This is a genomic window from Methylocaldum marinum, assembly GCF_003584645.1.
GTDB classification, from domain to species: domain Bacteria; phylum Pseudomonadota; class Gammaproteobacteria; order Methylococcales; family Methylococcaceae; genus Methylocaldum; species Methylocaldum marinum.
In genome coordinates, this window is sequence record NZ_AP017928.1 from 5,968,331 (window position 1) to 5,991,644 (window position 23,314).

The 23,314-nt window shown below is 59.6% G+C and carries 17 protein-coding genes; 11 read left to right on the forward strand and 6 right to left on the reverse strand.

The features are described from left to right. Positions 1 to 212 precede the first annotated feature (212 nt). The 4 genes from sS8_RS26935 to sS8_RS26950 all read left to right on the forward strand — a co-directional run bounded on the left by sS8_RS26935 (position 213) and on the right by sS8_RS26950 (position 7,508). Positions 213 to 1,922, forward strand: a complete 1,710-nt coding sequence (locus sS8_RS26935; RefSeq protein WP_119632456.1) for an ABC transporter ATP-binding protein/permease — start codon at positions 213 to 215, stop codon at positions 1,920 to 1,922. Between the two features lie 33 nt (positions 1,923 to 1,955). Beyond that, positions 1,956 to 5,135 carry a discoidin domain-containing protein gene (locus tag sS8_RS26940; RefSeq protein WP_119632457.1) on the forward strand — a complete coding sequence of 1,060 codons (3,180 nt, stop codon included), beginning with the start codon at positions 1,956 to 1,958 and terminating at the stop codon, positions 5,133 to 5,135. A 144-nt stretch (positions 5,136 to 5,279) separates the two neighbouring features. Beyond that, on the forward strand, positions 5,280 to 5,450 hold the full coding sequence (locus tag sS8_RS28430) for a hypothetical protein (protein WP_170161286.1): 171 nt from the start codon (positions 5,280 to 5,282) through the stop codon (positions 5,448 to 5,450). A gap of 825 nt (positions 5,451 to 6,275) precedes the next feature. Next, positions 6,276 to 7,508: a dicarboxylate/amino acid:cation symporter gene (locus sS8_RS26950; RefSeq protein WP_119633047.1), complete on the forward strand. Its 1,233-nt coding sequence runs from the start codon at positions 6,276 to 6,278 to the stop codon at positions 7,506 to 7,508. Positions 7,509 to 7,816: 308 nt separating this feature from the next. Here the strand turns inward: sS8_RS26950 and sS8_RS26955 are convergent, their stop codons facing one another. Both sS8_RS26955 and sS8_RS26960 read right to left on the reverse strand, forming a co-directional pair. Beyond that, complete coding sequence (locus tag sS8_RS26955; protein ID WP_119632459.1) at positions 7,817 to 10,330, reverse strand: PAS domain S-box protein; 2,514 nt, start codon at positions 10,328 to 10,330, stop codon at positions 7,817 to 7,819. A 640-nt stretch (positions 10,331 to 10,970) separates the two neighbouring features. Beyond that, complete coding sequence (locus sS8_RS26960) at positions 10,971 to 11,471, reverse strand: Spy/CpxP family protein refolding chaperone (protein WP_170161287.1); 501 nt, start codon at positions 11,469 to 11,471, stop codon at positions 10,971 to 10,973. Between the two features lie 506 nt (positions 11,472 to 11,977). On the opposite strand from sS8_RS26960, the gene sS8_RS26970 reads away from it, so the two are divergent. Then, complete coding sequence (locus sS8_RS26970) at positions 11,978 to 12,712, forward strand: SagB/ThcOx family dehydrogenase (RefSeq protein ID WP_232020456.1); 735 nt, start codon at positions 11,978 to 11,980, stop codon at positions 12,710 to 12,712. Positions 12,713 to 12,730: 18 nt separating this feature from the next. Here the strand turns inward: sS8_RS26970 and sS8_RS26975 are convergent, their stop codons facing one another. Continuing rightward, complete coding sequence (locus sS8_RS26975) at positions 12,731 to 13,189, reverse strand: DUF6763 family protein (protein WP_119632463.1); 459 nt, start codon at positions 13,187 to 13,189, stop codon at positions 12,731 to 12,733. Positions 13,190 to 13,717: 528 nt separating this feature from the next. Here sS8_RS26975 and lgt point away from each other — a divergent pair. Then, entirely contained in the window at positions 13,718 to 14,557 is an 840-nt protein-coding gene (gene lgt, locus sS8_RS26985; protein WP_119632465.1) for a prolipoprotein diacylglyceryl transferase, read from the forward strand. Between the two features lie 287 nt (positions 14,558 to 14,844). Here lgt and sS8_RS26990 read toward each other — a convergent pair whose 3' ends face one another. After that, positions 14,845 to 16,641 (reverse strand): hypothetical protein, encoded by a 1,797-nt coding sequence (locus sS8_RS26990; protein WP_119632466.1) that lies wholly within the window; start codon positions 16,639 to 16,641, stop codon positions 14,845 to 14,847. A gap of 213 nt (positions 16,642 to 16,854) precedes the next feature. Continuing rightward, positions 16,855 to 17,337: a carbohydrate kinase family protein gene (locus sS8_RS26995; RefSeq protein WP_119632467.1), complete on the reverse strand. Its 483-nt coding sequence runs from the start codon at positions 17,335 to 17,337 to the stop codon at positions 16,855 to 16,857. Positions 17,338 to 17,482: 145 nt separating this feature from the next. On the opposite strand from sS8_RS26995, the gene sS8_RS27000 reads away from it, so the two are divergent. After that, on the forward strand, positions 17,483 to 18,202 hold the full coding sequence (locus sS8_RS27000) for a protein-L-isoaspartate(D-aspartate) O-methyltransferase (RefSeq protein WP_197716643.1): 720 nt from the start codon (positions 17,483 to 17,485) through the stop codon (positions 18,200 to 18,202). Beyond that, positions 18,199 to 18,591 carry a TraR/DksA family transcriptional regulator gene (locus sS8_RS27005; RefSeq protein ID WP_119632468.1) on the forward strand — a complete coding sequence of 131 codons (393 nt, stop codon included), beginning with the start codon at positions 18,199 to 18,201 and terminating at the stop codon, positions 18,589 to 18,591. Before sS8_RS27000 ends, sS8_RS27005 begins: the two co-directional genes overlap by 4 nt. An 88-nt stretch (positions 18,592 to 18,679) precedes the next feature. On the opposite strand, the gene sS8_RS27010 is transcribed toward sS8_RS27005, so the two are convergent. Continuing rightward, complete coding sequence (locus sS8_RS27010; RefSeq protein ID WP_119632469.1) at positions 18,680 to 19,918, reverse strand: DUF1015 domain-containing protein; 1,239 nt, start codon at positions 19,916 to 19,918, stop codon at positions 18,680 to 18,682. Positions 19,919 to 20,145: 227 nt separating this feature from the next. Here sS8_RS27010 and sS8_RS27015 point away from each other — a divergent pair, with 227 nt between their 5' ends. The 3 genes from sS8_RS27015 to tsaB are packed head-to-tail and all read left to right on the forward strand — an operon-like array spanning position 20,146 to position 23,295. Further along, a complete protein-coding gene (locus tag sS8_RS27015) occupies positions 20,146 to 20,676 on the forward strand; it encodes a tetratricopeptide repeat protein (RefSeq protein ID WP_119632470.1) in 531 nt (176 codons plus the stop codon). A 1-nt stretch (position 20,677) separates the two neighbouring features. Continuing rightward, positions 20,678 to 22,606, forward strand: coding sequence for an ATP-dependent DNA helicase (locus tag sS8_RS27020; RefSeq protein ID WP_331852272.1), 1,929 nt, complete (start codon positions 20,678 to 20,680; stop codon positions 22,604 to 22,606). Further along, positions 22,603 to 23,295 carry a tRNA (adenosine(37)-N6)-threonylcarbamoyltransferase complex dimerization subunit type 1 TsaB gene (tsaB, locus tag sS8_RS27025; protein WP_119632472.1) on the forward strand — a complete coding sequence of 231 codons (693 nt, stop codon included), beginning with the start codon at positions 22,603 to 22,605 and terminating at the stop codon, positions 23,293 to 23,295. Before sS8_RS27020 ends, tsaB begins: the two co-directional genes overlap by 4 nt. Positions 23,296 to 23,314: the final 19 nt, after the last annotated feature.

Consider the following 23,314-nt stretch of genomic DNA (forward strand, 5'->3'; position numbering starts at 1 on the left):
CGGGTAGGGGATGCATTGACCCCTACTTGTCACGGCGGAAACCTTGCGCCACACTGGGATTCGATAACCCTGCCGCGATCTCGATCCCAAGGAGGGATTCGGACCGAACGCTTGCAACGATCGCGAGACCGCGGAGCGGCGTACCGCTAACCGCGAGACATCCTAAACCCGAGCCGCCGGGGTAGCGGCCAACTCTAGCGGGTGACGTACGGATGAATGGACGACAAGTTCTGATCAACCGGAAGACTTGGGACCAGTTTCTCCGCTCGGTCAAGAGCTTCGCCGGTTCCGATGTCGGCGGGCAGGCCAAGCAGCTGTTCGCCGGGCTCATGCTCCTATTGATCATGATTAACGCCCTGAACGTGTTCAGCAGCTACGTCGGACGGGATTTCATGACCTCGATCGAACACCGAAACGTGTCCGGTTTCCTCGGGCTGGGTCTCCTTTGGATCGGCGTGTTCGTCGCCGCCTCGGCAGTGGCGGCCATCTTCCGGTTTACCGAGGAAAAGCTCGGACTGCTGTGGCGGGAGTGGCTCACGCGAGTGGCCGTAATTCGCTATCTCGAGCGAAGAACCTATTTTCGGCTGGACGAAACCGGCAGAATTACCAACCCGGATCAGCGTATCGCCGAGGATATACGCGCCTTTACCGCCACGACCTTGTCGTTCGTGCTCATGGTTCTCAATGCCACGTTTACCGTGCTGGCGTTTTCCGGCGTCATGTTGTCGATCAGCCCGATCCTGTTCGCCGTTACCATCGCCTATGCGGCGGGGGGCTCCTATCTGACTGTCCTTTTGGGACGCACCCTGGTCGAATTGAACTATACCCAGCTCGATAAGGAGGCCAATTTCAGGTCCGATCTCATTCATGTGCGGGAAAATGCCGCATCGGTAGCGCTGCTTCATCGCGAAAGGCAATTGGGCGTCCGTCTTTTGCGCCATCTCGATGATCTGACGAGAAATTTTCGGCGAATTATCGTGGTGAACCGAAACCTGAATTTTTTCACCTCGGGTTATAACTATCTGATCCAAATCATCCCTGCGCTGGTAGTGGCGCCGTTCTTCATCCAGGGGCGGGTCGAGTTCGGCGTAATTACGCAGTCGGCGATGGCTTTTGCCCATTTGGTGGGCGCCTTCTCGCTTATCGTCACGCAGTTCCAGTCCATTTCGTCTTTCGCGGCAGTCATAGCGCGGCTCGGCTCGTTGGCGGAGGCGCTCCGGGACGCGCAGGCTCCCGAACGATCGGTGATAGAGATTGGCGAGGGCGAGCACGTGGCTTACGTTGGGCTGAGCTTGCTGTTGCCCCGTGATGGCCGCCCGTTGATCAAAGATTTGACGGTCTCGATTTCGCCCGGCACCCGGGTTTTGGTCACAGGGCAGAGCGAGGAAGCAAAGGTCGCCCTGTTCCGAGCCACGGCGGGAATCTGGGATAGCGGAACGGGGCGAATCGTCCGACCCGAGTCCGATCAGATTTATTTTCTTCCCGAACGGCCTTACCTCCCTCCGGGCACGCTGCGGGAACTGCTCGTGCGCGGCGGCACGGAGGAATCTATTCCGGAAAGTCGCATACTCGCCGTGCTGCGCGATCTGGCTCTGGACTCGATACCGGCGCGGAGCGGAGGGCTGGATGTCGAGCGGGATTGGGATCATGTGCTTTCGCTGCGCGAGCAGCAACGATTGGCATTCGCCCGCTTGTTACTGGCCGCTCCGCGGTTCGCCTTCCTGGACCGCATGAGTACCTCGCTCAGGGCAGACGAAGCAGGGCAGTTGCTGAAGATGCTTTCCAACAGCACGATCACCTATGTTACCTTCAGCCGCTGGACGACCGGGCGAAGAGGTACGGACGAGAAGCTGGACAACTACGATGCCGTTCTCGAACTCACCGGCGATGGCGGATGGAAATGGCGATTGATTCAGGATTAAGTGTGACATGCAAGCATTCATTTGTTTCCGGTTATGATCCGATTCGGGTTGTCCTTCGTTGTACTTTTGACGCTGAATACGGCAGCCGGGACATCCGCCGTTCCGGTACAGGATCTGGACGATTTCGAACGGATCGAGGATTGGAGCACCGTTGCCGCCCGGGGAGCTCACGTTTCGCTGGCACGCGACCGGGGCCGCACGGGACCGGCCTTGCGTATCGACTTCGACTTCCGCAAGGGTGGCGGCGAGGTCCTGGTCCACAAGCATTTCCCGATCGCCCTGCCGGAAAATTACGCCTTGTCTTTCGCCCTTCGCGGCAGTGCGCCGCCGAATGTGCTCGAGGTCCGGCTGGTCGACCGGTCGGGCAAGAATGTCCGGCGCTTTCGCAATCCCGATTTTCGTTTCGCCAAGACCTGGCAGACACTGCGCCTTAAACAACGCCGGTTCGAGTTTGCCTGGGGGCCGTCGGGCGAGAAACCGTTGACGGAATTGGGCCTCATCGAGTTCGTCATCGCGCGCGGTTCCGGCGGCCACGGCTCTGTCTGGATCGACGATCTGCGGCTCGAACCGCTTCCACCGCAAGGGGCTTACGCCGGGACGCCGGTCTTGACCGCCTCGAGTTCGAGGCCGGGGCAGGGGCCGCAGCGGCTACTGGAGTCGCCTCCGGGATCGGCTTGGCATAGCGCGGACAAGGGTGAACCCCAGTGGTTGCTTGTTGATTTCGGGGAACTTCGGGAATACGGCGGGCTGGTCATCGATTGGGATCCGGATGACTATGCCACGGCTTACACGATCGAACGTTCCGACGACAGCCGAACCTGGCACAAGGCGTATTCGGTGATCCGAGGCAACGGCCGGCGCGACTACATTCCACTGCCCGAGTCGGAATCCCGTTTCGTGCGGTTTTCGCTGGAACGCAGCCGGCAGGGAAAGGGGTTCGGCATCCGCCGCCTCGAAGTCGCGCCGATTGAGTTCAGCTCTTCGTCCAATCGAATGTTCGAACGCATTGCCCGGGATTCGGAGCGGGGGGCCTACCCCCGCTATTTTTTGGGCGAGCAAACTTACTGGACGGTGGTTGGCAGTTCCGGGACCGGACGGAGAGGAGCGGATCGCGAAGCCCTTCTGAACGAAGACGGCATGCTGGAGGTCGACGAGGGTGCTTTCTCCATCGAGCCGTTTCTTTATTCCGGCGGACGGCTCCATAGCTGGGCTGACGGAATGGCGACGCCGTCGCTCGAACGGGGTTTTCTGCCGATTCCGTCGGTAAGCCGGGAACGGGGACCCCTTTCTCTTACCGTTACTGCGTTGGCAAGCGATGATCCCGAGGGCTTGGTCCTTGCCCGCTATCGGGTCACGAACCGCGGCGCCGAAACCGCGAAAGCGAGTCTGTTTCTAACGGTACGTCCGTTCCTGGTCAATCCGCCCTGGCAGTCCTTGCACACCATGGGGGGCGTTGCCGGAATCCACAGGCTCGGTTATGAAAATGCCCTTCTCCGTGCCGACGAGCGCTTGGTCGTGCCGCTGACTCGACCCGCCGAGGCCGGGGTCGCGAATTTCGACGCTTATCCGATTACCTCGGATCTTGCGCGGGACGCCGTTCCCTCCGGGAAATCCGTGATCGATCCGAACGGGTTCGCGAGCGGCGCACTCCGCTATCCGCTTGTTCTCGCGCCGGGCGAAACGCGTGATGTTTATCTCGCGCTTCCCGCGAAAGCCGATCATGCCGGCCGGGATCGATTTTTGGACGGCGCCGCTGCCGGCCGTTTTTGGGCGAAACGGTACGCCGAGGCCGTTCGAAAGTGGGAGTCCGAACTGGGACAGGTCGCGTTTCAGGTGCCGCCGGGCGACGAGGATTTGGTCCGGGCCGTGAAGAGCAACCTCGCCTATATCCTCATCCATCGCGACGGCCGTGCCTTGCGCCCCGGTTCTCGGCGCTATGGCCGCACCTGGATTCGCGATGGGGCGATAACTTCCGCCACGCTCCTGGCTTTCGGGCATGCGCAGCCGGTACGCGAGTTTTTGCACTGGTATGCGGACTATCAGACGGCGGATGGCGCGGTACCCTGTTGCCTGGACCCGTGGGGTCCGGACTTTATGATCGAGCATGACAGTGCCGGGCAATTCATTTTTACGGTCGCCAATTATTACCGCTTCACGGGCGATCACGGGTTCTTGAAGGACTTGTGGCCCCGAGTGGTGCGGGCCGTCGATTATCTGGCCGATTTGCGGCGGCAGCGCTTGACCGAGGCTTACACGCGAGCCGAGACCCGGCGCTTCTTCGGACTCCTGCCTGAATCGGCCAGCCACGAAGGCTACGTGGCCCGCCCGGTCCATTCCTATTGGGATGACTTCTGGGCGATCCGGGGCATGGCCGACGCTGGCGAGCTGGCGGCAGCCGTCGGCGATCGCGAAAAAGCGGTCCGCTATGCCGGGCTGGGGGACGAACTGCGTGCAGATGTCCATCGGTCTATCGAGCTGACCCGACGCGAATCCGGCATAGACTTCGTTCCGGCTTCCGCGGAGCTGGCCGATTATGACCCGACCTCCACGGCGATCGCTCTATCGATCGGGGGCGAGGCGCTGGGGGATTTGGAACCGGCTTTACAACAGACCTTCAGCCGTTACGCGCGCGACGTCGAGGCCAGGATCAAGCGGGAACTCGATCAGCCGGCGTATGCGCCCTACGAATTCCGCAACGTCGGCGCCCTGGTCCGGCTCGGCAAACGGGATGCGGCATTCCGGACGCTTCAGTTTCTTTTTCAGGGGAGACGCCCGGCTGCGTGGAATCAATGGCCCGAAATCGTCTGGCGCGACGCGCTTGCGCCCCGGTTCATCGGCGATATGCCCCATTCGTGGATAGGCGCGGAATTCATCCAGGCGTTCCTGAGCCTGTTCGCTTACGAAGAGTCCGGTCAGCGTTTGGTGCTCGGAGCAGGGCTGCCTCGACGTTGGCTGGAAGCGGCGGGAGGTGTCGGCATCACGGGGCTGAAAACCTCCCATGGAACTCTGAACTATCACGTCGATGCGCCCGCTCCGGGCGAAACCCGGATCCGAATCGACGCAGGATTGACGATTCCGCCGGGAAAACTCGTGGTCGATCTCCCCCTGCCGCAGTGTCCCTGCCGAGTCGAGCTCAACGGCGTGGCGCAGTCGGAGACTGATGGCCGATTCGTACTTCGAGAACTTCCGGCCGAAGTGATTTTTCGTCATTGACCCGAACCGCCGCTTTTAAAACGGTGCATTGGACCGATACGATCAGAGTAAAATCGTAACCAAGAATTGACCATTTCCTGACGACTCTTGCGCCCTCCCGGTCCTATCATCACGCTTTGGGTAACAGACAGAAGAGTCAAGTGCATGTTAGTCGCAGAATCCAAACCGATGATCGGTAGCTTTGCCAGGTTTTTCTTTTTGGGGCTCGCGGTTTCCGCCACGTCGCTGCTGGCGACCGTCACTTTCGTAGTATTCATTCTGGTGCCCGAGGAGGTTCGAAGCGCTACACTGAACGGACCGCTGTTTCCCTGGTAAGCCTTAAGGAAACTCTGAATAAGCCCGCTCCCTCTGGGACAAATCGGCAGGGCGAGGCGCAACGCGACGAGCGGGCAGGCCGGGGATGGGCTGCCCCGGGCTCGCGAGCGAAGCGGGGCAGCGTAGCGTGCGAGGCCGAATTGCAGGCGGGCCGGCGACCCAGGGGCATTTCTCCTCCCAAGCCTGCGTAGATACCGGCCTGGAAAATAAGATGCAACCCACGGGCCGGAACGGGGTTCGCGCCCTACGGAACCCGTTGGCGCAATTGCACCGTCGGGAATCCTTTCCGGAAGAAATGGGTTGACCAACCGTCGGCGTCGGCAATCCCTTGCCGACGAACCCGCTGGTCCGGGTGCACCGTCGGCAAGGGATTGCCGATCGACGCGTTGTACTCGCGTGCCACACAACTCGGGAAGCTCTGATTCGATAAATCCGACCGGCATTTCGCCGACGGAGAAATGGGAAATGCCGGTTGCGGCTCAACGCTCTTCATTCCGCCGGCCTCGGATCAAAGTGCGGCAGTTCCTCCCTATATCCCCGCTACCGTTTCCGAATCGAACCTAGCGGCAGAACTTGTCTGACGGCTATACTAGGCCAAAAACAGGATCGCCGCTCCAACGCGATATCATCGATCGGACAAGTTGAATTGGATGGCTCCCCGAGCCTTGGCGTTCTTGCGATCAGCCAACGCCGTGGGATCGGGCGGGCTGATCGCTTCCGACATTGAAAGTCGCCCTCCGCCCGATTATCAACTCCGGCCGACGCGCTTTCCATCCGATGGCTCTGCCGTCGCGCTTCGCCGGCACGAAACCACGATTCAGCAAAATGCCGAAAAATGTTCTTACAACTTCGATTTTGGCCGCCCTCGTATTGGGCGTCATCTGCGGTGAAACGGTGCGGCGCTTCGTCCCCGACCCGGCTGCAATTGAAACCTTCGTCAATAACGTCTCACTGTTGACCGACGTATTCATGCGCCTCATCAAGGCGATCATCGCGCCACTGGTGTTTTCGACTCTGGTCGTCGGGATTGCCAAGCTGGGGGATGTCAAGGCAATCGGTCGACTGGGCGGAAAAGCCCTGTTCTATTTCTTCATCGCGAGCCTGGTTTCGCTTTCGCTGGGCATGATCCTGGTCAATCTGGCGCAGCCTGGTAGTCAGTTGCATCTTCCCCTGGCTTCGGACGCCGTCGCCAATGCCGGCCTCCCTTCCGGTCAATTCGATCTGAAGGCGCTTCTCCATCACCTCATTCCGCAGAATGTGGTGGAAGCCATGGGACAGAATCAGATTCTGCAAATCGTCGTGTTTGCATCGTTTTTCGGGGTGGCGGCGGCTACCACCGGCGACCGCGGCGAACCCATCATTGCCGCGCTGGATGCCCTGGGGCACGTCATGCTGCGGGTGACCGGATACGTGATGCTCCTGGCGCCGCTGGCGGTGTTCGGAGCGGCGGCAGGGGTGATTGCGCAGAAAGGGTTGGGAGTCATTTCAATGTACGGCACCCTGATGGTCGAATTTTATCTGGCGCTGATGCTGCTCTGGGGCGTGTTGATTCTGTTCGGCTTTCTGGTGGTGGGTACACGGATCAAAAGCTTGCTCGGGCGGTTGGGCGGTCCGTTCCTGCTGGCCTTCAGTACGGCCAGCAGCGAAGCGGCATTTCCCAAGACGCTGCAGGAACTGGAGCGGTTCGGCTGTCCCAACCGCATTGCCAGTTTTGTGCTCCCCTTGGGGTATTCGTTCAATCTGGACGGGTCGATGATGTACATGACCTTCGCGACGCTGTTCATCGCCCAAGCCTACGGCATCGATTTATCGCTCCACCAGCAAATCATCATGTTGCTGACGCTGATGCTGACCAGCAAAGGTATCGCGGCGGTTCCGCGGGCGTCTCTGGTCGTCATTACCGGCGCACTATCGATGTTCGATATCCCGGAAGCGGGTCTGTTATTGCTCTTGCCTATCGATCACTTCCTGGACATGGGCCGGTCCGCCACCAATGTCCTCGGCAATGCGGTGGCTGCCACCGTTCTGTCGAAATGGGAGAAACAGCTGCGTCATTGAACCTAAAAACCGCAGTTGACTACCGAAATAACCGCAATGCCCCATCAGCCGACGCATTCCGTCGCCCCAACCCTTCTCCCGGAGGGCGAGGGGCTAAACTCCCTTCTGTTGAAGGGTTTTTCCGGCGGACTGTCCACGAAGGAATCGCCGTCCTTAGGTATGCCTCATCGGGAGCCATGTCCGTCCGTGGATTCTTTTTCTCACGGGCCTCAGCTGGCGCTGACCCCGGCGCGCGTTTGATCCCGGTAACGGGAAGCGGCCGAGTGCGCTCGGGGGAGTCGAATGGCATTCCGGGGCAAGGCGGGGATTCAGGTTGTCGGCGGGTTGCGTGATGCGAGCAGCGTTTTGAGGGTGTCGGGATCAATCGGTTTGACCAGATGGTGATCGAAACCTGCCGCTGCGCTTCGCTCCCGGTCTTCGGCTTGTCCATATCCGGTCAAGGCGAAAAGTCCCATAGTGTCTCCGTATTCATTTCGTAAGTGTCGAGCCACCTCATAGCCGCTCATTCCGGGCAGGCCGAGATCGAGCAGAACGATGTCCGGCCGGTAGCTAAGGCACATTTCCACGGCGCAGCGGCCGTCATGGACGACACGTGTTTCATGTCCCCATAGATTGACCAGCAAGGCCATCGAGTCCGCGGCGTCATAGTTGTCATCCACCACCAGAACCCGTAACGGAGCCGGCGCCTCGGAAGCCGGCTGGGTGCCCTCGGGAACGGAGCCCGGTCCGGTTGTTGCGCATAAGAGGGGGAGGTGAACGATGAATTCGCTGCCTTTCCCGTGGCCCTCGCTGCGCGCTTCGACATAGCCCCCGTGCATCTCCACCAGTCGTTTGACCAGCGAGAGTCCTATGCCCAAGCCTCCTCGGGCTCGATCGATGCCCGGATCGACTTGAGAGAACAAGTCGAAGACGCCGGGGAGATCCTCTTCGGCAATTCCGATGCCGCTGTCGCGGACCGAGACCAGCGCCTCATGTTTGCCGTTCTCGACCGTGAGCCAGATGTGTCCGCCTTCGGGAGTGTATTTGTTGGCATTATTGAGAAGATTGTCGAGGACCTGGGTTAACCGCACTTCATCGCCCTCCACGTAGAGAGGGCGCGGCGGCAAGGTCGAGGTGACGGTATGCTGATGCGCCGATGCGCTGGGCCGGTGGTTCTCGACAACGCGAGCGGCCAGGGCCACGACATCGACCGGCAGTTTGTGCAGGTTGATCTTGCCGCGGGTAACCCGCGAGACATCGAGAAGGTCGTCCACCAGGCGAGCCAAATGCTGGGTCTGCCGCTCGATCATCTCGAGCGGGCGTTGACTCTCGGGGAGCAGCGGTACCAGGCGATGCAGAATGTGGACCGCGTTGCGGATCGGCGCCAGCGGATTTCGGAGTTCGTGAGCCAGCATCGCCAGGAATTCGTCCTTGCGGCGGTCGGCCTCCGCGAGTTCGGCCGCGCGGCGGCGCAGCGAGTCTTCCATCCGCTTGTAGTCGCTCAAATCGACGACGAACGCAATCCAGGTAAAGGGTGAGCGTTCCAGCACCGTGGCGCAGAGCAGGATCGGCACCCGAGAGCCGTTCTTGCGGAAGAATTCTTTCTCGAAGGGGGCGATGGCGCCGTGATCCAGCAACTGGCTCCGGGCGGCTTCATCCAGGGCGTGGTAATCGGGCGGCGTAATCTCCGGCCAGCGCAATTTGCCGGCCAGCAGGTCTTCACGGCTGTACCCCAGCATATCCAGGAAGATTTGGTTGGCATTGCAGATCCTGTCGTCGATGCCTTCCATTACCCCGATGATATTGGCCTCCACCAAACGCCGGGCGCGCATTTCGCTTTCACGCAAGGCTTGTTCGGTTTGCCAGCGCTCGATGGCCAGAGCCAGCGTGTGGGCTACGGCTCTCAGAAACTGAGCGTCATCCTCGGTAAAAACCCTGTGCTTTCTGGTATGTACGCCCAATACGCCATACGGGCGGGCGTAGCCGGGAATGGTAATGCTCATGCCGCTCACGACGCCGTGTTCAAAGAGCAGGGGCGGTCCGCTGAAGCGGGTTTCGCTTCGGAGGTCTTCGACGATAACCGGCTCGCCGGCAATCAGCGTACTCTCGTCGGACGGTTTGGAGATCAGCAGCGTGTAACCCGCTTGCGATTCCAGGCCGGCGCTGACCGTGGCGTTTCCCACCAATCCGTCTTTCCAGCCCACGCCGGCCTTCAATTGCAAGGCCTGACCGTCGGGAAGAAGCTCCAGGATTTTGGCGTACTCGATATCGAGGCTCTGGGCGATCTGTTCCACGGCGTTTTGCATTAGCCCATCGAGGCTGGTGCTCGCCAAGGCCGATTGGCTCAGATCGGCGATGACGGCTTTGCGGTGCGCATGCTCCTTGATTTCCGCTTCGGCCGTCTTGTGCGTGGTGATATCACGTATGACGCTTATGATGAGGATGCCTTCCGCTGTCTTGATCGGTGCCAAATGGACGTCCACGGGAAACTCGGTGCCATCCCGGCGCTGTCCGTAGAGGTCCGGGCGCCGGCTCATCTTGAGCCGGTAGGGCGCTGCGTGATAGCGCCGGCGGTGCTCGCTATGGATCGCCCGAAAGCGCTCCGGCAGCAATATCTCGACGAGTTGTCCCTGCAATTCTTCACGTTCGTATCCGAACAGTCGTTCCAGCTCCGCATTTATTTCCCGGATGCAGCCCCGAGAGTCGACGACCGCGATCGCATCGGGTAAGGCCTCGAATAAGGCCTGGCACAGCGTTTGTTCTTCGGGCAGCGTCAATTTGGCCGAAATCGGCGTGACGCCGGCCCACAGAGTTTCAAAAGAGCAGGACTGTGTCTGTTTCATAATGTGCCGCAAGCTGCATTGGAACAGCCGGTTCAAAGAGTTTACCTGTTTCGTCCCCCCGGGGGTGATGTTCGTCTTGTTTTAGCCCTCATTATGGCGAAATTCGGGCAGGGAAAACCGCCGAAAACGTCTCATCGGCGCGCTTTCGGAAGAGGATTGTACTGTCATAGGTCATAGTATCCATCGCCGTTTGACCCCTTTAAAGCCGTTCCGGTTTCCTTGATTTTGGGGCCAGGCACATGATTTAGTCGAAGTTCCTAACAGCGTGGGTTGGTGACTCGGGGCTGGACTCGGTACCGAGCATGCCGACAGCGGCGGCGCGCGGCAGGGTTCCCCGTCCCCGTAAGCCCGCTTTGGTTGATCCAGGATGACAGGAAGCTTGGCGGCTTGTCATCAGTTCGAAATAATCGGCTCGGAGAATACTAAACAGGATCTCGGTGCATACCGTATCGCGCCAAACCGGACCAGGGACGGTCTACCTCAATCAATGGGCTTCGGTCTTCGGAGTCACCTGCCGGAGCCTGTCCAGATAAGGCGTTCCGGAGGTTCCCTCTCGGGTCTGTTTCTCTTGTTCTGCGGGCAACGCCCGGTGATCGAGAGCATGAGCGGACGCCTGGACTCTCGAGCGTCCCTATCCGAATTACCGCTCGTCCATCAGCGCTTGCAGCCGCTTGAACTGCTCCGGGGTCAATACGGCATTGATCTCCGCACGGGCTCTCAAAGCCGTGTCGACCAGGGTGTCGAATGTTGCCACGTGATCGCTTGCCGCAGCGCGAATGGCGTCCTCATCGTTCGCCGGGTTCAGGTAAAGCTTATACAGCGATCGTTGGGATTCACGAAGTCTCTTGCCGAGTTCTTTGATTTCTTGCTGATTGCCTTGATGAATTCGCTTTATTTGACCGATCTGTTCGTTGGAGAGCGAAAGTTCATCGATATGGCTGAGCATCGCGTCTCCATAGCTTTCGTACGCACGCGTGGCGCCTTCTTGCAAACTTTCCAGATGTTTCCGCAACTTGGTGCCTTGCGCGCCGAACGGGGCTTGCGGCAGGCTTTCGGAAGTGGGCGTTTGCGCCGCTGCGGGCAACGCGCTCGTGGCAATGACCAGAACCGATGCCGCCAGCGAAGCAAAGAGCTTTTTCATGGATGTCCTCGTTATCCCGGCCGATTCCATGCCTTGCGCTGCGAGTTTCCGGATGCGGCCGAATGGCCTCGGGGGGCGATGCTCGGACAGATGGCGGAAAAGGCCGCGTCAAGAGAGCTTGACCACACAGCGATAGAAAAAAGTATCGGTAATTGTATCGAGTGCGTGTACAAGTCGGCTCCAGCCAGTTTTCCGCCTTTGCAACATTCGATCGAACCGAATCCGGGCAAGTTCCTCCGGTATCAGGCGGTGCCGCCGCTTTCGGAACTGGTTTAGACCGGACGTCACGGCTCGGCGGCTTCAGTCAACGATTCGCCGGGCGAAGGATTCTTCGGTAAACGCCGGCCGGGGATTTTGGTCTATCGAATATTAAGGCGTATTCTGTAGGGGGCGGTAATGCACGACCGGAGTGCCATCGTGCCGGTGTTCGGCCATTGCTCGAATCCGGCCGAACGCTTTGGGTTTAGCCACAAATCCGATTGTTGTACTGATTATGGAGGTAGGCGATGCGGAAGGCTCTCTGCGGACGAGACACGCCATCGTTTTTCATGCTGCGGTTCGCCCTGGCGGCCGTACTTGCGGCTCATGCGACTTCACCGGCCGCAAGATCGGTCGATACCGGAAGACATCGCGTGATTGCCGCCGAGATTATCGTGCTGCCCCCGCCACGAATCGCGGGTCCGATGTCGCTGGAAGAAACGCTGAACCGGCGCCATTCGGTCCGGGAGTTTCTCGACAAGCCGATTTCGTTGGGCGACGTGTCTCAGCTGTTATGGGCCGCTCAGGGGATTTCCCACGAGGAGCGGCTGCGGACCGCCCCTTCGGCGGGCGCACTTTATCCCCTGGCGCTTTACTTGGTGGGCGGCGACATCGTCAGTCTTCCGAGCGGTGTTTATCGGTATCTTCCTCACCGGCATCGGCTCAAGGTGCTTCGCCGCGGCGACTTTCGGGCTGATCTCGCCGCTGCGGCAATGCATCAGGATTGGATGAAAGACAGTGCTGCAATTCTCGTTTTCGCCGGCGTGGAGGAGCGTCCGACGGCAAAGTACGGCATTCGTGGCCGCGATTACGTCCACATGGAAGCCGGGCATGCGGCGCAAAACGTTTTACTCCAGGCCGTGGCCCTGGGGCTCGGCGGTACGCCGGTCGGAGCGTTCAATGACGAGTGGTCGGCGAACGTACTGGATCTGCCGGAGAAGGAAAAGCCCCTATATCTGGTACCGATCGGAAAGCCGCGCTGATCGGGGTTCTGAAAATGCCTATTTCCAAGGGGCCGTGCTTTCTTGGCGCGGCTTTTCCTCGCCGAGCTCTTCCGGCGTCTGCTCCGAAGGCTCCTGTTCCAAGGGTTCTTCTTCCGGAAATCCTTCGCCCCAGTCGTCTCCCGTTTCTTCCGAGCGCTCTTCGTTAGGCCGCTCCGGCGTCTTCTTGATTTCTTCCAGGGGTTCGGCCCAATCTTCGGGGAGGGTATCGGACACTTCGGTGCCGGTGAGATCGTCCATCTCCGAAACGTCCACCGGCCCGCTCCAATTTTCCGGTGCTTCGATCGGCAGAATATCGAGCCGGTACCAGCTATCCAAATCCATCTCTTCGACGTCGCCGTCGAAATGCTGGATCTCTACCGAATCCGCATCTTCGTCCACGAAAACGACCTGAAAGGTTTGTCCTTTATCCAGGTGTCTATACCAATTGCCAACGATCGGGTCCGCTTCAGAATTCATCGTCATGCCCTCGCTTCAATACCTCGAACTCTCGTGCGGTTTTCGAGAAACACGTGACGGCCGGGGCCGTTACTCGGTCCGATAGCGATGTCGCGAAGGTGTATGACTTCGCATCTGCTCCGCTCCGTGTCAGCTCGTGCCCTGTACTCACTCTCGGACCTCTCGCGATGTTTCCCATACACCCTCTTAGGTCGGCAAAGCCGGGAGAAGTTTATTAACCCGGCCTGTAAACATAGGTCGGGTTAATCCGAGGCAGGGATGCCCCGGCGCGGCGACAAGCCGCGTGAGCCCGGGCTGGGCGTGTACTGGCCCGGGCGGCGGCCCGTAAAGACCAGGAGGGTATTTACGGGCCTGATGTATAAAGAGGAGCAAGCGTTCGCCCATCTGGCAGAACCCGCCGGATCGCCTTTCCGGAGTAGGGTGGGGTGTTTGACAAAGTTCGAAGAGCAGAAGAAATTTTTCGGCTCCGGACGGTAAGCCGTTTCGAAAAAGTTTGATAAACCGCATTCACGAAGGGTTATATTCGCCATGTTATGGGATATATCTCCGATCGCCTTCACCATTTCCATAGGCGCTCTGCATCTTCCTGTCCACTGGTACGGACTTTTCTTCTCTTCGACGTTTGTCTACGGTCTGTTCGTCTTCCGCTATTTGTTTCGTCGAGAGGGGCGGCCGCAGGACGAGGTTTACGACCTGGTGCTGTTCGTTCTCGCCGGAACCGTGATCGGCGCGCGCTTGGGCCATGTGCTGTTCTACGATCCGGTGCGGTATCTGACGCATCCGTGGAAGATCTTCGCGGTATGGGAGGGCGGGCTCGCAAGCCACGGGGCGGTAATCGGCATTTTGATCGCAGTCTGGCTGTACTCCCGCCGGGCTACCGATCAATCCTTTCTCTGGGTTTGCGATCGAATCGGGGTCACCGTGCCCTTGTCCGGCTGCTTGATCCGCATCGGCAATTTCTTCAATTCGGAAATTCTCGGCCGGCCCGCCGACGTCCCCTGGGCGGTGATCTTCGCTCGGGTCGATCTGCTGCCCCGCCATCCGGTACAGCTTTACGAGGCTTTCTGTTACCTGCTGATTTTCCTGATCCAGTTCCGTTTTTATCTCAAGCGTGGGAATAGCGTGCCGGCGGGGCATATGTTCGGACGTTTTTTCATTCTGGTGTTCAGTACCCGCTTCGTCCTTGAATTTTTCAAGGAAAGCCAAGCCGCGTTCGAGACCGGCTGGACGATTTCCGTGGGCCAATGGCTCAGTATTCCGGCAGTGCTGGTCGGGATTTATCTGACATGGCGGGCGCGGCAGTTGCAACGGATGTTCGGAGTCGGCTGGGATACCGAACCGCGCCGGCCCGACAGTCCGGATGCCTGACACGGGCTATGGACTTTGCGGTAGATGGGCTGTTCCGGTAGCCGGCAGCGCCATTTGGGCAGCAGTTCAGGCAGCGATTCATGCGCGCCGATCAGGAATAGTCCGCCTGCGGACAGGCGGATGTCGATGCGGCGCAGGATCTCCGCTGCAGTGCGATCGAGACGCAAGTGAACGCCTGGTCTCGGCAGAGAATGAGATCCAACGAGCGGGTGAGGTCTTGCGCAGATCCTGCACGAACCGGGTCATGATCGGCGAAACTCCGGTTTGCTCGGTCACCGGAACGCGTCTTATGTTCCTTGCTTGGCCACAATCGCTGCCAAAATTTTGCCGATCGTTTCGAAAATAAGTGAAGGATCGAATTCTTCCACGGTGATCATTGGTCGCTTCGGCCATGGCGGCGGGGAGAATTTCAGCGACTTCGCCGGACCGTAGCGGACGTCGTATATGTCAAGCGGCCCGCCATGCACGCTCAAGATACGATTGACGTGCGATATGACCATGCGGTACTCGGTGGTTTCCGGTTTCAGCACCTTGGGCCTGAACAGGCTAAAAATCCTTCCATCTTCAGTTTTCCTTACTTCGCCGAGCAGCGCGAGACGTGTTATCGGGCGTTTCAGCAAGGTCCTGATCTTTTCCGGCTCGTTCAGATAGGGCGACTCGAGGCTATCGTTGCTGAACGTCTTGCCGAACTGGGTGAAGCCAAAGTTGGCATGCAAGCTGAAATTTTCGCCCGGTACGTGGTGTACATCGATATTGGGGGAAAAGATCCAGCCGGGTTGCAAGCATCGGCGCACGGCCGGTTCGCCTTTCACGTACAGCATGGAACCCATGGCGGTGGATCTGTAGGCGGTCGCTAAATCCTTTCCGCTGCCAAGCTGAATCTCGAATAGTTTCAAGCTGTTGGAATATGCGAGGTAAGCGGTCAATTTCCGGCTGGATTCCTCGTGCTGAAAAGACAACCTGGCTTCAAACTCGGAGAAGTCCTTTTTCGCGGTATTAACGATGGTGCGGAATGTGTCGACGTACAGGTCGAGATTTTTCTCGGCGGCTTCCGCGGCCCGCAACACTCGATGTCCGAGTTCGCGCCAGGGACTGGCCGGAAAATCTTGGTCCAGCCGCGCCAGCGATTCGGCCGCGCGTTTCGGGTCGCCGGTCATGGCATGGCTCCACAGACGCTGAAACAAGCGTTTGTCTCCGTCTTGATCGGCCGGTAATCGTTCGAGAATGGGTAGAGCGAGCTGGAATTGCTTTCGATCCAGCAGGGCTTCGGCGACCACCGGACGAAGCTCGGGAGTATCCTTTTCCTCCGCGGGCAAGCGTAACAGTAGCACATCGCGCAAAAAGCCGGCCGTCGGATTTTCCGATGCCTCGTGCAAACCCATAATCCGCCTGGACAGGGGTTCCATTTCGTCCGTGGCAAGTGCGGCAATGGGCCGGAGCTTGTTGTCGTCGTCTTTTTTCGCCATTGCGTTAAAAGCGGTCAACAGCATGTTCTGCCGCTCGGTGTCGCCGGCCGCACCCGCGACAAACGCAGATCTCAGCAGAAAATCATGGTCGTTGAACAGCTCGTTGCCAAACTTCATGACACCGAAATCCACGGCAGCGAGATATTTTTTCGGGAAATCGGCGGATGGCGTCTTGACATACTGCTCGAGCAGTGTCGAAAGTCGCGATCGATAATCCTCGCCTTTGGCGTAGCTTGTACGGAAATAAGTACCGTGTACGGTTTGGGGGTAGTCGAGCAGCAGCTTCGCTTCCATTGCCTCGGCGACCTCTTCCTGATTTTTGATTCGGGATATCATCAACAGGTCGAGCGCCACGCGAGGGGCGAAGTCTGAAGCGGCATGCGTCTCGAGATAGGTTTGTGCAGCCTGTTCGTAGCCGGCGATGTCGTCAATTCGGATGAATCGTTCCGGCAGAGGAAAATCGTCCCCCGCGGACTGAATCGCCGTTGCCGACCGGCCCTTCGGTTCGGTTTTTCCGGTACATCCTGTCAGGATGATCGTTCCCCAACCGATCAATACCAAAAGTCGAACGCTTTTCGAGGTCACGAACGCGTTCCGGACAATTCTCATCGCCTTCATCGAAATCTCCCTAATTCGCCGGCTAGAAAACTCGATTTTCCGATCGTGATGAACTTAGGAAACGTGCTCCGAGGAGACTGTGACAAATTCACATTTTGACGAAATCTTTACCGAAATTGGACGTTTCGGAAACGACACCGGTCCGACAACGGTGTTTCGACGCAGCTAGCCGTCACGCGCCGTTCACTAACCCGCGCGGCCGTGCGAGGCATTTCAGGAATGCCGAAGGTCGGTACCCAGGAGCCGTGCGGGCTCGACATCGCCGGGACGGCTGCCCTGGCGTGCAATCACGTGTGAGGCCAAGAGCAAGCCCAGGCGCAAGCAGGCTTCCGGTCCGGCTCCGCGGGCAAGCCCGTATAGAAACCCGGCATCGAAAGCATCGCCGCCGCCGGTTCGGTCGATGATGCTCGCCGGAAACGCAGGATGGGTAAAGTCTCCGGCCGGCCCCACGGCCACAGCACCCCGGGAGCCCAGGGTAACGATCAGAACGGTTGCGGGCGCCAGCCGTTTCCGGGCTTTCCGGAGATCATTCGATCCGGTCCAGCGGCGCAATTCGGTGTGATTCATGAACACCCAGTCCAGCCGGGGGATCATTTCCGGAGAGGGGCCTTCATCCAGATCGCAAGAGACGGTTGCGCCCCGTTGTTTGGCTAGACCGATCAAGGGCAAAGCGATCTCGGTCAAAGGCGTCGCCACGTGCAGGCGTTTGCTCCGCCCGAGGTGACCATGCGCTCGCTGCCGGTACTCCCTCCGGCCCCTGCTTGACCCGGTCTATATTCGTAAGCCGGGTCAAGGCGGGTAAGATAGAACCATCCCGCCGCTCGGACCAAGCGAGGTCCCTATGACGAAATTGTCTCAAATGATGCGCGAGATCGAGGAGGAGGTCGCACTCACTCGAACTTTGACCGGCATAGACAGATTGAGTGCGAGAGTACTCGATGCGATGCGAAGAATTCCCCGCGACCGTTTCGTGCCTTCCGAGTCCAAGGCTTACGCTTACGAGAATGGACCCTTGTCCATCGGTTATGGTCAAACCATTTCACAGCCGTACATGGTGGCTTTGATGACCGATCTGCTCGATCCCCAACCGGACGATGTCGTTCTCGAAATCGGGACTGGTTCCTGCTATCAGGCCGCCGTGCTGTCGCTGTTGGTGAAACAGGTTTACTCGGTGGAAATCGTGGAGGAGCTCGCAGAGCAGGCCAAGGAACGGCTGAAACGTCTCGGATATGCCAACGTCGCAGTGCGTGTCGGCGACGGTTATTACGGCTGGCCGGAGCATGCACCTTATGACGGGATTATCGTCACCGCGGCCGCTCCGTATTTTCCGGAACCCTTGCTGGCTCAACTCAAGGCCGGAGGCAGAATGGTGATCCCGATCGGGCTGCCCTATCATCACCAGGAATTGATGCTGGTGGAAAAGAACGCGCAAGGCCAAATAGAAACCCGGAGCATCCTGGACGTCGCCTTCGTGCCCCTTATCGGGGATACGATGAACGAACCGGAGCGCGAATCCGTCACGCGCATTCACCAGACGGATACGGATGGAGAACGACAATGAACGCATGCCTATCGGACGCCCAGATCAACGAACTGAAACAAGATTTGAACTGCCGCTTCGGAGAGCTCAGGGAAGAAATCCGCCAGGAACTCCTGGCCTCGGACAACGAGCAATACGTCGATCTCGCCGGACAAGTCCACGACATGGAGGAGGAATCCGTCGCGGACCTGCTGGTGGACCTCAACCTGGCGATCATCGATCGGCACATTCGCGAACTGCAGGCGATAGACGCCGCCCTGCTCAGAATTGCCAACAACGAGTACGGCATTTGTATCGACTGCGACGGGGAAATCGGCTATCCGCGGCTGAAAGCCAATCCCGCCGCCGCGAGATGCCACGACTGCCAGGAGCGATACGAACACACCCATGCCGCGTCGAAGACAAGCTGACATCGAGAGCGGACGGCCGCTACGGCGGTGCGAAACGAAAGCGGGCCGAGGCGGCCGATGTCCGGTGTCGCGGCCTGATCGCTTCGGCCTAATCCAGGATATGAGAGGCTAGGCCGTCCACCAGTTTCGGTTCGAACCAGGTCGATTTCGGGGGCATGACTTGTCCCGCGTCGGCCACGGCCATCAGATCCTCCATGCGGGTCGGATGCAGCGAAAACGCCAGGGCCATTTCACCCGAGTCGACCCGGCGTTCGAGTTCGTGAAGGCCCCGGACTCCCCCGACGAAGTCGATCCGCCGATCGCGGCGGGGATCGCTGATGCCGAGAACAGGCGAAATCAGATTGTCCTGCAGGAGGCTGACGTCGAGCCGTGCGACCGGATCCGCCGGTATCAAATCGGATCGTATGGTCAGCTTGTACCAGTGTCCGCCGAGATACAGACCGAATTCGCCGGGATTTCCCGGCTTTACCGGATTGTCGGCTTTTTCTATCGCAAACCGCTCGGAGACCCGGTTCAGAAACCCGGCTTCGCTTAAGTGATTCAAGTCCTTGACCAGCCGGTTGTAATCCATGATGCGCATCTGGTTGTGGGGAAATATCACCGACAGGAAGTATTCATGGCTTTCGTTTCCGGTGTGGCCGGGGCCGGATGGCCTGCGTGAAGCCGCGACTCGAGAAGCGGCCGCGGATCGGTGGTGTCCGTCGGCGATATAAAGCGCCGGCATGGCTTCGAACAGTTCGCTCAGGCGGGCGATGACGGTTTCGTCGCGAATCGCCCAAAGCGTATGGCGCACTCCGGATTCCGCTGCGGCCTCGGCTTCGGGAGGCTGCTCTGCGGATTCGGCCAGCAGCCGGTCGACTTCGGGCGCGTCGGGATAAGCCAATAGCACTGGCCCGGTTTGAGCGTTCAGCGCCAAGATCTGGCGCACCCGGTCGTCCTCCTTGTCGGGACGGGTGAACTCGTGTTTGCGGATACGATTGGCATCGTACGCGGCGACGCTGGCCGTCGCCACCAGGCCCAATTGAACGTGATCGCCCATGACCAGGCGGTAGGCGTAATAGAGCGGTCGTTGGTCGCGCGCCAGGACGCCGGACTCGATCATCCGTTTCAGATTCTCCGCGGCTTTCGCATAAACCGCGGCGGCATGGGGATCGGTTTCCGGGGGCAAATCGATCTCCGGCTTGGAAATGTGCAGGAAACTCCAGGGTCGACCCGCCGCCAGGGTTCTGGCTTCCACGGTATTCAATACGTCGTAGGGCGGGGCGATGACGTCGGCTGCGCGGCCAGGTGCCGGACGAAGTGCGGCGAACGGTCGGATGAGGGGCATGTTCGTTTTCCCAAGGGTGATCGCTGAATTCTAACACCGGAACCGAGAAGCCTATCTCAATATAAAGAGTCGTATGACTTTCAGTAATTCCGCCGTGTTACAGGTCCAAGTGAGCAGAGAATGATGATGAACTGTAGCCCAATGTCCTGTATGCTCCCTCGTCGTTCGATGCCTCTTGATTCAGCTATCCGAGTTTCAGTGTCTAGTCTAAAGATCTGTATTTCGATATGACCAAAGCCTATCGTCCCATTTTCGTTGCGGGGCTGCTTTTGCAAGCCGCCTGCGTCAGCGTATCGAATCAGCCGAGCGGGCCTTATCAGCCCGGCCAAATACCGGGTGAATCCACCGTCGAGCGGCAGTTGGTGCGCCCTCCGGCCATTGCCAGAGAAGTACCGCCGGCGCCGAAAGTCAGACCGCCCGCCAGAACCGAATCCGTCGCTTCATCGCCCGCTGTTCTTGCCCTGCTGAGCGAAGCCGAGAATAACCGCAAAGCGGGGCAATTGGACAATGCCGCCTCCGCGTTGGAAAGGGGTATACGGATTCAGCCGCGCAATCCGCTGCTTTGGCACCAACTGGCCGAGGTTCGGCTGCAACAGCAACAGCCCGGTCTTGCCGAGGATTTGGCGAAAAAGTCGAACCAGCTCGCCAGAGGAAGCCAGCCGCTGACCCAAAAGAATTGGTCCATCATCGCTCGAGCGCGCCGGGCTAAGGGCGATATGACCGGCGCGGCGAAAGCGGAGCTCCAGGCCGGTTACTGACTTGCGGGATTTTTATCGGATCTTGGGGGCGGAAGGCCCTTTCGCCCAGTGCTTGCCTGGGTTTCGTCCGCGCCAGGCGCAGGCGGAGATGGCGCAGGCGGTCAAGCAGGCCATGGATAGTAAATGCAGTCTGGTTGCGGAAGCGGGAACCGGCACCGGCAAGACTTTGGCCTATCTGGCTCCGGCGGCTCTATCGGGCAAGAAGGTTATCGTTTCGACCGCTACCAAGACGCTTCAGGATCAACTTTTTCGCAAGGATTTGCCCCTGGTGCGGCGAGCGGTGGCCGTGCCGTTCAAGGCCGTGCTCCTGAAGGGGCGGGCCAATTATCTGTGCCCCTATCGTCTGGAAAATACCCTGGGATTCAAGGTCGGGTACGGAGCGCGCGAGGCCTCCGCCCTGGAGGCCATACGGCGCTGGAGCAGAATTACCCGAACCGGCGACGTGGCGGAAGTGGCGGATGTGCCGGAATCCTCGATGCTTTGGCCGTCGGTGACCTCGACCGGCGACAACTGCCTGGGCCAGGAATGTCCAAAATATGAAGACTGCTTTCTGGTGAAAGCGCGCCGGAGCGCCCAGGATGCCGAAATTCTGGTGATCAATCATCATCTCCTGTGGGCCGACTGGACCTTGAAGAACGACGGTTTCGGCGAGCTTTTGCCGGACTGCGAAGCGATCGTGGTGGACGAGGCCCACCAATTCGTCGAGTCGGCCGCACAGTTCCTCGGCTTGAGCATCAGCTCGCGTCAGCTGCACGGCTTGGCGGACGACATCCTGATGGAGCGCCTCAAGAACGCGAAAGACATGCCGCAGTTGCTCGAACAGGCCGAATTGCTGGAGCAGTCGGCAGCGGAGTTGCGGCTGGCCTTGGGTGAACCGTCGCGGCGCGAGGCCTGGCATCGGGTGGCGAGCGATTCGGCGGTGACCGAAAAACTGGCGGAACTGCGCCGGCATTTGCGCGGCCTCGAGGGCGTCCTGAAGGAAGCGGCGGTTCGCGGCAAGGGCTTGGAATCGTGCTGGAAACGTTGTACGGAGCTGGGCACTCGCCTGGACACCTTCGATAAGGACGAAGGCACCGAGGCCGTACGCTGGTTCGAAGTGTACAAGCACAGTTTTTCCCTTAACCGTACCCCCTTGGCCATAGCCGGCGAATTCGCGCGGTTTCGCAAACACAGCCAGGCGGCCTGGATCTTCGCATCGGCAACGCTCACGGTAAGCGGCCGATTCGATCATTTCGTCGGCCAATTGGGGCTGGCCGGAGCGGAATGCCGAGCCTGGGAAAGCCCGTTCGATTACCGAAACCGGTGTCTTCTCTTTTTGCCGCCGGGGCTGCCGGACCCGGCCACCGACGGCTTCACCCGTGCCGTGGTGGCTGCTGCGTTGCCGGTACTGAAAGCCAGCCGCGGCAGGGCATTCATGTTGTTTACCTCGCATCAGGCCTTGTCCGAAGCGGCCGCGCTGATTGCCCGGCATCTCGACTATCCGCTGTTCGTTCAGGGCGAGCGGCCGAAGGCGGTGCTCCTGGAAACATTCAAGCAGGCGGGCAACGGCATTCTGCTCGGTACCGGAAGTTTTTGGGAAGGGGTGGACGTTCCGGGGCCGGCGCTGTCCTGTGTCATCATCGACAAATTGCCGTTTGCTTCGCCCAGCGACCCGGTGCTCAATGCCAGGCTCGAGACTTTGCGCCGCAGCGGGCTGAATCCGTTCGCCACCTATCAGCTGCCGGCCGCGACCATCGCGCTCAAGCAGGGCGTGGGACGGTTGATCCGGGACCAGGAGGACCGCGGCGTGCTAATGTTGTGCGATCCGCGCATCCTGTCCCGATCCTACGGGAAGGTGTTTCTGAACAGCCTGCCGGATATGCCGAGGACTCGTTCGCTCGCCGACGTGCAGCGGTTTTTCTCCAGTGATATCGAAGAGATTGCGGTATGAAGATTCTGGCCATCGAGACTGCCACGGAAGCGTGTTCGGCCGCCTTGCTGGTCGACGATACCGTGCTCGAACGTTACGAGTTGGCGCCGCGACAGCATAATCGGCTGATTCTGCCGATGATCGATTCTTTGTTGGCCGAAGCGGGGATCACGATTTTCCAGGTCGACGCGCTCGCTTTCGGACGAGGACCGGGTTCATTTACCGGAGTCCGTATCGCGGCCGGTGTGACTCAGGGCATCGCGTTCGGCGCCGATCTCCCGGTAGTTCCGATTTCGACGCTGGCAACCCTGGCGCAGGCTGTCTTCACCTGGGCTCCGGAACCTGTCGCGTTTCCTTGCATCGATGCGCGCATGGGAGAAGTGTACTGGGCGGTTTACCGCAGGGGAGAATCCGGGATGGCTGAGCTTCTCGGCGAGGAAGCGGTGCTGTCCGCGGGTCGGGTCTGGTTCCCCGATCAAGCCGAAGGCATCGGCATCGGCAGCGGCTGGAAGACCTACGGATCCGTTCTCCGGGAGCGTTTGGGCAGAGGCCTCGTGAGTATTCTGCCCGACCGCTTCCCGCGCGCGGCCATGGTCGCCCGTCTCGGAGACCATGCTTTTCGCCGGGGTGTGTTCGTGGAGCCGGATCAGGCGTTGCCGGTTTATCTGCGCGATAACGTGGCGAAAAAGCCGGGGCCCCGTTTCGGCTGACCGGCCGACGGCGTCGCGC